General features: G+C 34.0%; 10 protein-coding genes and 1 pseudogene. 8 read left to right on the top strand and 3 right to left on the bottom strand.

Annotated elements, in window-relative coordinates:
• The first annotated feature begins 210 nt into the window (after nt 1-210).
• On the top strand, nt 211-1,524 hold the full coding sequence (locus AC0ONG_RS25865) for an ArnT family glycosyltransferase (protein ID WP_001015632.1): 1,314 nt from the start codon (nt 211-213) through the stop codon (nt 1,522-1,524).
• Nucleotides 1,525-1,612: 88 nt separating this feature from the next.
• Here the strand turns inward: AC0ONG_RS25865 and AC0ONG_RS25860 are convergent, their stop codons facing one another.
• The 3 genes and pseudogenes from AC0ONG_RS25860 to AC0ONG_RS25850 form a co-directional block, all read right to left on the bottom strand.
• Nucleotides 1,613-2,314: a methyl-accepting chemotaxis protein gene (locus AC0ONG_RS25860; protein ID WP_370541919.1), complete on the bottom strand. Its 702-nt coding sequence runs from the start codon at nt 2,312-2,314 to the stop codon at nt 1,613-1,615.
• A gap of 54 nt (nt 2,315-2,368) precedes the next feature.
• A pseudogene (locus AC0ONG_RS25855) lies at nt 2,369-2,914 on the bottom strand (protoglobin family protein); the annotation flags it as partial.
• 134 nt (nt 2,915-3,048) lie between these two features.
• The gene (locus AC0ONG_RS25850; RefSeq protein ID WP_000924371.1) at nt 3,049-3,681 is read right to left on the bottom strand and encodes a trimeric intracellular cation channel family protein; all 633 of its coding nucleotides are present in this window, start codon (nt 3,679-3,681) and stop codon (nt 3,049-3,051) included.
• Nucleotides 3,682-4,145: 464 nt separating this feature from the next.
• Here AC0ONG_RS25850 and AC0ONG_RS25845 point away from each other — a divergent pair, with 464 nt between their 5' ends.
• From AC0ONG_RS25845 to AC0ONG_RS25815, 7 genes are all read left to right on the top strand, one after another.
• On the top strand, nt 4,146-5,618 hold the full coding sequence (locus AC0ONG_RS25845) for an O-antigen ligase family protein (protein ID WP_000880759.1): 1,473 nt from the start codon (nt 4,146-4,148) through the stop codon (nt 5,616-5,618).
• 95 nt (nt 5,619-5,713) lie between these two features.
• Complete coding sequence (locus AC0ONG_RS25840; RefSeq protein ID WP_016078221.1) at nt 5,714-6,823, top strand: glycosyltransferase family 4 protein; 1,110 nt, start codon at nt 5,714-5,716, stop codon at nt 6,821-6,823.
• 21 nt (nt 6,824-6,844) lie between these two features.
• Complete coding sequence (locus AC0ONG_RS25835; protein WP_000290744.1) at nt 6,845-7,585, top strand: WecB/TagA/CpsF family glycosyltransferase; 741 nt, start codon at nt 6,845-6,847, stop codon at nt 7,583-7,585.
• 215 nt (nt 7,586-7,800) lie between these two features.
• Nucleotides 7,801-9,000, top strand: coding sequence for an MFS transporter (locus AC0ONG_RS25830; RefSeq protein ID WP_000521109.1), 1,200 nt, complete (start codon nt 7,801-7,803; stop codon nt 8,998-9,000).
• Nucleotides 9,001-9,218: 218 nt separating this feature from the next.
• Nucleotides 9,219-9,935 (top strand): LytR/AlgR family response regulator transcription factor, encoded by a 717-nt coding sequence (locus AC0ONG_RS25825; protein WP_000698256.1) that lies wholly within the window; start codon nt 9,219-9,221, stop codon nt 9,933-9,935.
• A gap of 122 nt (nt 9,936-10,057) precedes the next feature.
• Nucleotides 10,058-12,136, top strand: a complete 2,079-nt coding sequence (gene cstA / locus AC0ONG_RS25820; RefSeq protein WP_000854306.1) for a carbon starvation protein CstA — start codon at nt 10,058-10,060, stop codon at nt 12,134-12,136.
• Nucleotides 12,129-12,332, top strand: coding sequence for a YbdD/YjiX family protein (locus AC0ONG_RS25815; RefSeq protein WP_000919819.1), 204 nt, complete (start codon nt 12,129-12,131; stop codon nt 12,330-12,332). Before cstA ends, AC0ONG_RS25815 begins: the two co-directional genes overlap by 8 nt.
• Nucleotides 12,333-12,353: the final 21 nt, after the last annotated feature.

Below are 12,353 nucleotides of genomic sequence, written 5' to 3'. Positions count from 1 at the left end.
CAAAAGAGAATGATTTAAACTTCTGTATTTGTATTCATATAACTGAAAGAAAATTTATTTTATCTAAAATGTAGTGTAAAAGAGGATTCGCTTACATTGCAAGTAAAAAAGTAATGACTATGTATTTATCATAGAAATTCCCTATCAGCCATGTACCCATTCATGATAGAATCGTTTTGTTATGAATGGAAATAGAGGTGCAATGGACATATGAATCATATACAAACAAATTTTTCATCTTTCTTCAATAAAATTACGATCGGTGCGATGCTCGCATTTTTTGTTTATAGTTGTTGGGCAGCATTTGAGACAAGTAAGCAATTTTTTGGAGGAAGTACAACAAGTGTAACAATCATACTGGCAATTTTCGTCATACTCATTTTGTTAGTGGCATCAATCCTACAATATCGTTTTACAGATAAACAATTTCTTATTTTTCTTATAAGTATATCTATAGTTGTGAGATTTAGTATGCTGTTATTTGTAGATGCTCCAATAATTGGTGATATGAAAGTGATGTATGAGTCTGCAAAGCAGATTGCAATTGGTAATAATATAGGGACTGTAACTCATTTGCCTTTTATTATATATGAGTCAGTAATTATTCGTATATTTGGTGATACATTATTCGCTTTACAACTATTTAATGTGTTATTTTGCGCAGGAACCGCATTTTTTATTTATCGTATTGCGGCAATGGTTTTTGGAGAAGAATGCGGGCGTATTGCTTCTATATTTTATGCTCTGTATATTCCAAATATATTCATGAGTTCCGTATTAACTCCTGAGTCACTTGCAATATTTTTATTTTATTTTGCTTGTTACATACTTTTATATAACGGATTAGATCATCCTTATATGTGGTTGTTTTCAGCGATTTTATTTGCATTTAGTAATATGATTTTCCCAATGGGATTATTTCTTCCTATTTTTATCACGGTATATATATTATTAATTGAAGTGTTTCAATCAGCAACGAAACAAAAAGTGTTACTAAAGATGATAGGGATACTTATTCTATTTTATAGTGCTCATTTTAGTGTGAATTATGGAATTAAGACAATGGGACTGTCACAATATACGATTGCGAATGAGACGTATGTTCAATCTGTCTTAATTGGAAAAACGCAACATGAGGAAAAAATATCGAAAAATCAAAGTGTAACAGAGCATATTGATCAAAAGTTAAAAGAGATTGAGGGAGAAAGATTTAAACTTTTAGAACCGATGATAAATCAGTTTTCAGAGGAGGGGATAAATTCTATTCTTTTCAAATGTGAAAAACTGATATATATAGCCGTAACATTGTTTATGACTATAGCTCTATTACACTTCCTAATTAAGAAACAACAAAATGAGGGATATATGTTGTTCTTATTTTTAATTAGTGGCTACGTATTGTTAAAGCTCTTCCAAGTAGATATGGCATATTACAATGTAATTATGCCGGCATTGTTTATTTTGCAGAGCTTTGGTGTTTATATGAGTTATGTGTATTGTCAAAAAATATTTTTCAGAAAGTAAAAAGAATCCATTCTGGATTCTTTTTTTGATGGAAGATGAAATTTAGTAGTCAGTGCAGATGAAAAGTATGCCTGACCTGAATTTTGTCTTATCGATTTAGTTCTAGTTGCAAATTATCGGCTGTTAGAGCCATTTGTGAGGAATCATCTTGAATTCCTTTCATGACTTGTGAAATAGCTTGTAGCTCATGTTCAATTTTCTTATTCTGTTCTTTTGAGTTAGACATATCTTTTACAATTTCTTGGAAGTATCGATCTGTTGCCGACATACTATCCGTTCCTTCCGATACGAGAGAGCTAATTTGTTTCACGGAAGACGAGACACGGGTAATTTGTTCATTTGTTTTTTCGACGAGCTTTGTAACGTTAAATATCGATTCTTTCGTTTGCTCTGATAATTTTCGGATTTCACCAGCAACAACAGAAAACCCCTTCCCAAATTCTCCAGCACGTGCAGACTCGATAGCAGCATTTAGTGCGAGTAAATTTGTTTGCTCCGCGATCGATTTAACGATATCTATGATTTCGTTAATTTTGTTAGAAATATCGAGAAGTTCATGAGTATCTGTAATAATCGTTTCCATATTCATTTGAATAGATCCCATTCGTTTGTTTTGCTGGTTTAATTGTTCTTTCCCTTTATTCGCTTTTTCTTCAGATGTTGTAGCTAATGATGTACCTGTTTTAGCAATCTCTACAATAGTTTCAGACTTAGCGGTTAGTTTTTGAATAGAAGAGCTTGTCTTTTCAGATACAGCAGCTAGTTCTGTTGCGATATGCGTAATTGTCATAGCAGTTAGTTCTTTTTCTTTCTCATGCTCTTTTTGCATTCTTTCATATTCAGATTCATAAGCTGCAAGAACAAGTTCTTGTTCAAGAGTGAATAATTTATTTATGACATTTATAGAATAGGAAAAATCATCGATTGTTGTTATTTTTGTTTGCAAAATCTTCATAATAGAGCGGAATAATTCTTGATAAGCAGCAGTATACCATTTTCGATGTAAGCCAATTTGTACATGTCGTTTGGCAATCCTAACACGCTGTTCAATAAAATCTTCATGCATATTGCCGCTGAATAATTCTTTAATATGTGTTTTTAAAGTTTGCTTTAGTTTTGGAATAGAGCTGTAACGTTCAATAATAGTAATTAAATTAGGTTGTTTTGTAATGTTGGCATAGAATTTTTCAGTAATCCAATCAATTTCTGCATAAATAAAAGGCTGTAGTACTTTTACAACTTGTAAATCTTCTTTTGAAATGTGTAGCATATCCATTTGAATTTTCAGTTCAGAATTAGTAGGTACATTAAAAGTTATTTGTTGGTCCTTACTTAATTCGATTATACTGGTGTTTGTTTTATTAATATTTTTTTTGAAAACCCCAAGCATCATTCTTCCCCCTGTGTATAAAACGTTTTCAATTTTAAAACTAATATAGAGTAATTATATATGCTTATATATAATTACTCTATATTAGTTCGTAGAATAGTATATAAATTAAGAGAATTCTAGATAGAATTCTCTTAATGGCCTTTATTAATTTTAGCATGTGTTTTAAAGAAAACAGGGAAATGCACATTATATATTACAGTGACGACACGAATAACGAATGTTACTAATAAACAAACATAGAAAGCTAATACGTGCGCGCCCATAGCGTGTGTGATTAGGAAGCTAATTGCTCCTAAGATAGAAGCGATTGCGTAAATCTCTTTTCGGAATACGTAAGGGATATCTTGAGCACAAATGTCACGCAAAATACCGCCTCCAATACCTGTAATGACTCCCATTGAAACAACTAGAAATGAGGCGTCAACATGATGTGACATTGCCGCATTTGCACCAATAGCTGTAAAAACGCCTAAGCCAACAGCATCAGAAAGCATAATAACGACTTGAAGTTTATTGATGCGCTCAAAAAACATACAAGTAAATAATGCTGATAATACACTTACGAAAAAGTAAATGGGTTTTACAAATGCGACAGGGGGCAGGTTACCAATCATGATATCACGAATAATACCGCCGCCGAGCGCAGTAGCTACAGCTAAACAAAGGACACCAAATAAATCTAAATCTTTTTTTAAACCAACTAATGTACCAGAAATGGCAGCGGCGATAATGCCAAGAAACGTAAATATATCGATTAATAACATGGCCTTAATCCCTTCCTCTTAAAGATGTTCCAGAGAAAAAATATACACTAAAGTATTGGAAATAACAATTACTTTTCGTTACATGTAGAAAAACGGATAAAATACATAAAGAAAGCGTTTGAAAATGTTTAGGGGAAAACGAAGCAAAGTTAATTTTTAGTTGTAGGGTAGCCGAGTGAATGTCATTTTTTAACCGTTAAATTTTGTATATTAATAAAAGGATTAATAAATGTTTGCTATAATGCTGATAATAAGTGAAAGAGTGTTAGATAGTTTTTATAGAGATAGGGAAGGATAGCTAAAGGATAATATTTTCTAGTTACTACTTACGATGGATTGGCTAGTTTCGGTATAAAAATAGTTCTCAATTTAAATATGAGTTATGTTATAATTGCTAGGTGTGTTTTAACGATAATAAATTATGATTAAAAGATAATGTTAAGATTTTGTATGGAGGTCTTGGAATGTTAGCAAATCAAGCTAGGGTTAGATTTGAGCATTTTTTGCTCTTTTTTATTATTTTACAGCCTGTTTTAGATTTATTAACGTCTCTTAGCATCACTTTATTAAAGTCAAATGCTACCGTTGGAATTTTAGTAAGATTCCTTATTATGGCTGTTGGTGGTATTTACATTTTAATTCAGGCAAAAGAGAAGGAAAATAGAAAGTTTTTAATTTATCTTATATTATTAGCCGGAGTTTTAGGGGTAGGATTTATTAATAATAAACTAGTTAAGGATCCTATTGTACTTAGTGAAGAAGTTAAATTCGTTGCGAAAGCATTATATATATATATTATGCTGGGGTCATACATTTTAGCTTTAAAATCATTGAAAAAGACAGTTAATATTAGTGATAAGGTTCGAAATAGTATTGTATATTCTACATTAATCATTAATGCAATTATGGTTATTTCTATTTCAACATCTACTGACTTTGGTAGTTATGAATGGATGAAGGTTGGTTCTCGAGGTTGGTTCTATGCAGGGAATGAACTAGGTTCAATCTTAGCTATTATTTTCCCTATTGTGGTACTATATTCTATTCAAAAAACAAAAAGCGTGAAGCACGTTTTATATTGGATTCCATCAATTTTAATGATTTATTCTTTAATTCAAGTTGGTACGAAAGTAGGAATGGGTTCAATTGGTGTTACGTTAGCGGCAGCAATCGGAATCATTGTACTACAATTATTATTTGATAGAAAAAACCCGAATAAAAAAGCTCTTGCGCTTAACGCGGTAATTGCTATTATCCTATTAGCCGGTGTAGTTGGGACGTTTAAACAAACACCATTAGCGCAAAATATGGGTATTCACAATAACTATTTAACAGAGCAAAATGTAGCACAACAAGATCAAAAAGAACAAGAAATTAAAGATAAGCTGAAAAAAGAACAAGAACTTAAAGAAAAAGAAGAAAAGCACCATAAGGCTGAAAAACCAGAAGAAAAAGCGAAGATAGAAGTAGAAGTTAAGAAAGAACTTGAGAAAGAGCAAAAGAAAGAAAATCAAGAAAACCTTATTTTCAGTGGACGTCAAGTATATGAAGAAAGACATAAGCAGTTCTTTAAAGAAGCGCCAGTGTCACAAAAGTTATTAGGAATGGGTTATGCAGGTAACTTTAAATACAATGAACAAAAGCAACCAGATCCAAAATTAATTGAAATGGACTTCCATGATTGGTTTTATGATTTCGGGATTATTGGCTTTGTATTACTAATGATTCCATTTATTTATTACGGGCTAAGAATTCTACTAGCATTTGCTAAGAGATTTAAGGACATATTTAATATAAAATATGGAATGATTTCAGCAAGCTTATTGTTAGCGTTAGGTATTGCTTATATTGCAGGACATATTTTAACAGCACCAGGAGTTGGGATTTACTTTGTAGTGGTGCTAGCTTATCTAATAGTAGACCTAGAAATTGAATGATAAAAATAAAAGCTAACTTTTGTTAGCTTTTATTTTTTAGTACAGTAAAATAAAAATAGCTGGAAACGTAGCAAGGATTTAAAGGAGGAAAAAACATGAGAATATTGCATATGAATGCAGGAGCAGAAGATGGGGGAGGGAAAACACATATTATTTCACTTCTCGATCAGTTTCCAACTGGTGAAGTAGAATTAGCAGTATTTGAAGATGGAATTGTTGCGAAGGAAGCAAGGGAATTAGGGATAAAAGTCCATGTGTTTTCACAAAAATCGCGCTATGATTTATCCATTTTAAAGAATATAAGTGAATTTATTAATAAAGAAAAATTTGATGTAGTTCATACGCATGGTCCTAGGGCTAATTTCTATGTTTCTTTAATGAAAAAGAGAATAAAGGCAAAATGGGTAACGACTATTCATAGTGATCCATTTCAAGACTTTACTAAACAGGGCTTAAAAGGTTGGATTTTTACGAAATTAAATTTGAAAGCCTTAAAAAATATAGACTTATTTTTCGTAGTAACAAATAGATTGAAAAAAAGCCTGGCAGCATTAGGGATTTCAAATGAAAAGATGCATGTTATTTATAATGGAATTGAATACGATAAGGAAAAAGCAGAAGGCTATAATAAAAAAGAAATGTTCAATATTGCTGAAGATGTATTTACGGCAATCCAAGTAGCGCGATTACATCCTGTCAAAGGACATGAAGTTTTATTCGATGCGTTACAACAAACAAAATTGGAGAAAATTAAAGTATTATTAGTTGGCGATGGCCCATTAGAAGAAAATCTAAAGTCATTAGCTACTGAAAAAGGGATTAACGATAAAGTAGAGTTTTTAGGACATCGTCAAGATGTAAAACAATTATTTGCGTCGTCACATGTAAATTTATTAACTTCTCATAGTGAAGGGTTCCCACTAGTTTTATTAGAAGCGGCAAATCAACGCGTACCATCAATTGTGACTAGGGCTGGAGAAATTGAACCATTAATCGTAGATGAAACTTACGGATGGATTGTGCCAACAGATGATGGAAAGGCATTAGCATTAGCTTTAGAAGAAGCGTATGATAAGTGGAAAACTGGAGAATTAGCAGCAATGGGTAAACATATTTATGAGCATGCTACTATGAATTTCTCACTTCAAAAACTATATGAAGATACAAAGGAAACATATAAGCAATTAATAGCGAAAAACTTGTAATGATAGAGAGGATAGTTAACTATGGCAGTACAAACAGTTGATATTCTAGGCGTTCCTTTTTCTACAATGACAATGGATGAAACGGTCAAATATTTAAAAGAACAACTAGAAGCGGAGCGAACTCATACGTTTCAGGTAGTAACAGCAAACCCTGAAATTGTTATGTGCGCAAAAAAGGATGAAAAGTTCTATCAAACATTATTGAATACAGATTTAATTACACCTGATGGTATTGGGGTTGTAAAGGCAAGCGGCATGCTTGGTACACCTTTAAAAGAACGTGTAGCAGGTTTTGATTTAATGTGTAATTTACTTGCGAAGTTATCAGAAGATAGTAAACCAGTATCTGTTTTCTTATTAGGTGCAAAGCCGCATGTTGTACAAGCTGCAGCAGATCATTTAACAAAGACATATTCAGCTGTATCCATCGCCGGTACACAAGATGGTTATTTCAAACAAGAAGACGAAGAGAATATTATTTCTCGCATTCAAGAAGCAAAACCAGATTTATTACTTGTTGCACTCGGTTTCCCGAGACAAGAGAACTTTATCCAAAACAATAAGCATCGTTTAGAAACGAAAATGGCTGTTGGAGTGGGTGGAAGTTTAGACGTATGGGCTGGAGAGGTAAAACGTGCACCAAAATGGATTCAAGCGATTCATTTAGAGTGGTTTTATAGATTATGCAGTAATCCAACACGCTGGCGTCGTCAGTTAGTATTAGCGGAATTTTTAAAAGAAGTAATGCGTTCGAAAAAGTAGCGAAATATCGCTACTTTTTTTTATTTATTCATTTTTAATGAAGTGAAACTTTAATCAGTGAGTCATCCCTACTGATTATTAGCCCTCACCAATCGGGATAGACGTTTTACTTTTTGGGAATGATGAAGGAGAATTTTTTACACAAAAGTATTTTACTTATACAATTCACACATGTAAAATGATGTGTAAAGACACCTGTGTGAGGAGGACTTCTAGTGGGCAAGGTAAAAGAAATTTCGAAGCGCAAACTACTTGGTATAGCTGGACTTGGATGGCTATTTGATGCAATGGATGTTGGAATGCTTTCATTTGTAATGGTAGCCTTGCAAAAGGATTGGGGATTAACGAGCCAGGAAATGGGCTGGATAGGCAGTATTAACTCAATCGGTATGGCAGTAGGAGCGCTTATTTTTGGGATACTATCAGATAGAATAGGCCGAAAATCAGTCTTTATTATTACATTATTATTATTTTCTATCGGTAGTGGTTTAACTGCATTAACAACGACACTCGCGATGTTTCTCGTTTTACGCTTTTTAATTGGTATGGGGCTTGGCGGAGAGCTTCCGGTTGCCTCTACACTAGTATCAGAGAGTGTTGAAGCGCATGAGCGTGGGAAAATTGTTGTGTTATTAGAAAGTTTTTGGGCAGGTGGATGGCTAATTGCAGCCCTTATCTCGTATTTTGTCATTCCTAAATATGGTTGGGAAATTGCGATGGTATTGAGTGCAGTTCCAGCACTATATGCTTTATATTTAAGATGGAATTTACCGGATTCCCCAAGGTTCCAAAAAGTTGAAAAAAGACCATCTGTTATTGAAAATATAAAATCAGTTTGGTCTGGGGAATATCGTAAAGCAACAATTATGCTATGGATTCTATGGTTTTGTGTTGTCTTTTCTTATTATGGAATGTTCCTTTGGTTACCGAGTGTAATGGTGCTAAAAGGATTTAGTTTAATAAAAAGTTTCCAATACGTACTTATTATGACATTAGCTCAACTTCCAGGATATTTCACCGCTGCTTGGTTTATTGAACGTCTCGGTCGTAAATTTGTGTTGGTTACGTATTTAATCGGGACAGCTTGCAGTGCCTATTTGTTTGGGGTTGCGGATTCATTAACAGTATTAATCGTGGCAGGTATGTTACTATCCTTCTTTAACTTAGGTGCTTGGGGAGCATTATACGCCTATACACCTGAACAGTATCCGACGGTTATTCGTGGTACTGGTGCAGGAATGGCAGCAGCATTTGGGCGTATTGGTGGTATTCTTGGGCCACTATTAGTGGGGTATTTAGTTGCCTCAGAAGCTTCACTATCACTAATATTTACGATTTTCTGCGGATCAATTTTAATTGGTGTATTCGCTGTAGTAATACTTGGACAGGAAACGAAGCAACGAGAATTAGTATAAAGTGAAATTTTAAACGTAGCCCTGACCGTTTATTACCCTACACTACTCCGCTCTTTCTAGGCAGTTAATGTAGGATAAAGGGGGAGAGGAAACCGAAGTGGTTTCCTTTTTTCTGTTTTTTTAGATAAATAATGGTATAGTAAGAAAAAGGGATTATTTCTTATAAAAGCGAATGTATACAGCAGGACATATGGACAAAGAATTAGGTGGTTGAAGAAATGAAAATTTTACTGATCATGGAAGAGGCAGAAGAGAGAAGAGAGTTAGCTGAAAATTTCACTGAAAATATGAGAAATGTAGAATGTTTTGAAGCAAAGACAGGAACAGAATCTTTATTTATGATGAAAAAACATATACCAGACTTTGTTTTTTTAAGTTCCAAATTACTAGATGGTACTGGTTTTGAATATGCAAGTTTATTACGAGAAATAAATTGCTATACAAAATTTATTTTTGTAGGTGAAAACATAGAGGAATCTATTACAGCTTTTCGTTTCCAAGCATTTTATTATTTATTACGACCATTTCGTGAAGAAGATTTACAATTTCTTTTATATAAAATAGGTAAAGAACAAGGTGAGAAAGCAAAGAGTTATTTGCGGAAACTACCGATAGAAAGTCAAGAGGGTATACGATATATTCTTCCAGAAGATATCGTATATGTAAGTAAAAATAAAGAAAATAAAACTGTTTCAATTTACACAACGAATAATCAGTATATTTCAACATATACACTTCAGGAATTAGAAAATAAGCTAAATGCATATGATTTTTTACGTGTGCATAAAAGCTATTTAATTAATATGTCATATGTAAAAGAACTGAAACCTTATTATAATGGCACGTATAATTTGTATTTAGATAGGTATGATGAGCAACCGATTCCAGTCAGTCGTAATTATGTAAAACGCCTTCGAAATAACATTGAATTATAGTAGGTAATGAGAGTATTTTAACATGATAAACTGAAAATCCTTCATGATAGGGAGGATTCAAGTTAAATATTCAGAAAATTTAGTACAATCTCCACTAAGAAATAGTATTGGGGGAATTGTATGTGAAGACATTGAAATCGATCTTACTTTGGGGTGTTATTACAGCAGTAGGAGCAGGGGCTTTTGGGGTAATAGCTTTATCACAAGGTGAAACCATTAATGCTGTATGGCTCTTAGTAGCTGCTGTATGTGTATATGCAGTTGCTTATCGCTTTTATAGTAGATTTATAGCGAGAAAGGTTTTTAATTTAGATGATAATCGTCAAACACCAGCCCATACATTAAACGATGGGAAAGACTATGTTCCAACAAATAAGTGGGTATTGTTTGGACATCACTTTGCAGCGATTGCTGGGGCGGGACCTTTAGTAGGACCGATTTTAGCAGCACAAATGGGATATTTACCAGGGACCATTTGGATTATTGTTGGGGTAGTTGTTGCGGGGGCTGTCCAAGATTTTGTCATTTTATTTGCTTCGATGAGACGTAATGGTAAATCGTTAGGAGAAATGATTAAGGATGAGATTGGGCCTGTTACAGGACTAATTGCAATGATAGGTATTTTAGGAATTATGATTATTTTATTAGCAGTATTAGCGTTAGTCGTAGTAAAGGCACTGATTGGAAGTCCTTGGGGAATGTTTACGATAGCAGCAACGATTCCCATCGCTATTTTAATGGGAGTTTACATGCGCTATATTAGGCCTGGTCGTGTTGGAGAAGGGTCAGTAATTGGTATTATCCTACTTATTTTATCTCTTATTGGAGGACAGTATGTAGCAGAAAATCCAACACTTGCAAGTATGTTCACATTTAGTGGCGAAACAATTGCTATTATGCTTATTGTATATGGATTTATTGCATCTGCATTACCAGTTTGGATGTTATTAGCACCACGTGATTATTTAAGTACATTTTTAAAAGTTGGAACAATTGTTGGATTGGCGATTGGTATTTTAATTGTAGCACCTGATTTACAAATGCCAGCAGTTTCGCAATTTATTGATGGAACAGGTCCTGTTTTCTCCGGTAATTTATTCCCGTTCTTATTTATTACGATTGCCTGTGGTGCAGTCTCTGGATTCCATGCTCTTGTTTCATCAGGTACGACGCCAAAAATGATTGAACAAGAGGGACATGCACAGCCAATTGGTTACGGAGCAATGTTAATGGAGTCGTTTGTAGCTGCGATGGCAATGATTGCAGCTTGTGTATTAACACCAGGAACTTATTTTGCGATTAATAGTCCGGCAGCACTTATTGGTACGGATGTATCGCAGGCAGCTCAAGTTATTTCTTCATGGGGATTTGCTATTACACCAAATGAACTAAAAGAACTTGCTGTAAATGTTGGAGAGCAAACAATTTTATCACGTACAGGTGGCGCACCAACGTTAGCGATAGGTATGGCATATATTTTCTCACAAGTAATAGGTGGAACGGCGATGATGGCATTCTGGTATCATTTTGCTATTCTCTTTGAAGCCCTATTTATTTTAACAACGATTGACGCAGGAACGCGTGTAGGACGATTTATGATTCAAGATATTTTAGGGCATGTATATAAGCCGTTTGCGAAAACAGATTCTACATTAGCGAATGTAATAGCTACAACGTTATGTGTATTAGGATGGGGTTATTTTTTGTACCAAGGGGTAGTAGATCCGCTTGGTGGAATTAATACATTATGGCCACTTTTCGGTATTGCAAATCAAATGTTAGCAGGTATTGCATTATTACTTGGAACGACAATTTTGTTCAAAATGGGGAAAAAGGCATATGTTTGGGTGACACTTATTCCAACTGTTGGATTGCTTATTGTAACGATGACGGCGGGTTATCAAAAGCTATTTCATGAAAACCCTAAAATAGGATTTCTATCTCATGCAAAGGTGTTCCAGGGAGCATTAGATGAGGGGAAAGTGTTAGCACCAGCTAAAAATGTTGCTCAAATGAAGCAAATTATTTTCAATGATTATATTGATGCAGCGCTTTGCGGGATTTTTATGATAGTTGTAATCGCTGTATTAATTTCTGCAATTCGAATTTGGATTCAAGTATTAAGAAATAAGCCGATGCTGCTAAAAGAGGCAGCATATATTTCTAGAGATGAAAGTGAGTCGAGGAACTATTATGCTTAAACGACTACGGAAAGTATGGGGGGAAAGAAAACGCTTTATTAGTTTGCTCGTTGGGGTACCAAGTTATGAAGTATATGTGGAGCATATGAAAAAGCATCATCCTGAAGAAGAGGTTGTATGTCAAAAGCAATTTTTTGCTGAGGCACAAGAAGCAAGATTTAATGCAAAGGGTGGAAAAATATCACGCTGTTGTTAATGAAGAAGGGCGAGTTTTCGC

The sequence above is a fragment of the Bacillus sp. TCT6 genome (genome assembly GCF_056033845.1).
The sequence above is the reverse complement of the archived record's forward strand: the minus strand, read 5'-3'. Positions and strand labels throughout refer to the sequence as shown.

Excerpts from the sequence above, each read along its gene's own strand:
- AC0ONG_RS25825 (WP_000698256.1), top strand. The coding sequence starts at position 9,219 with ATGAAAATTTTACTGATCATGGAAGAGGCAGAAGAGAGAAGAGAGTTA.
- AC0ONG_RS25845 (WP_000880759.1), top strand. The coding sequence starts at position 4,146 with ATGTTAGCAAATCAAGCTAGGGTTAGATTTGAGCATTTTTTGCTCTTT.
- AC0ONG_RS25850 (WP_000924371.1), bottom strand. The coding sequence starts at position 3,681 with ATGTTATTAATCGATATATTTACGTTTCTTGGCATTATCGCCGCTGCC.
- AC0ONG_RS25835 (WP_000290744.1), top strand. The coding sequence starts at position 6,845 with ATGGCAGTACAAACAGTTGATATTCTAGGCGTTCCTTTTTCTACAATG.
- AC0ONG_RS25865 (WP_001015632.1), top strand. The coding sequence starts at position 211 with ATGAATCATATACAAACAAATTTTTCATCTTTCTTCAATAAAATTACG.
- AC0ONG_RS25860 (WP_370541919.1), bottom strand. The coding sequence starts at position 2,314 with ATGACAATTACGCATATCGCAACAGAACTAGCTGCTGTATCTGAAAAG.
- AC0ONG_RS25815 (WP_000919819.1), top strand. The coding sequence starts at position 12,129 with ATGCTTAAACGACTACGGAAAGTATGGGGGGAAAGAAAACGCTTTATT.
- AC0ONG_RS25840 (WP_016078221.1), top strand. The coding sequence starts at position 5,714 with ATGAGAATATTGCATATGAATGCAGGAGCAGAAGATGGGGGAGGGAAA.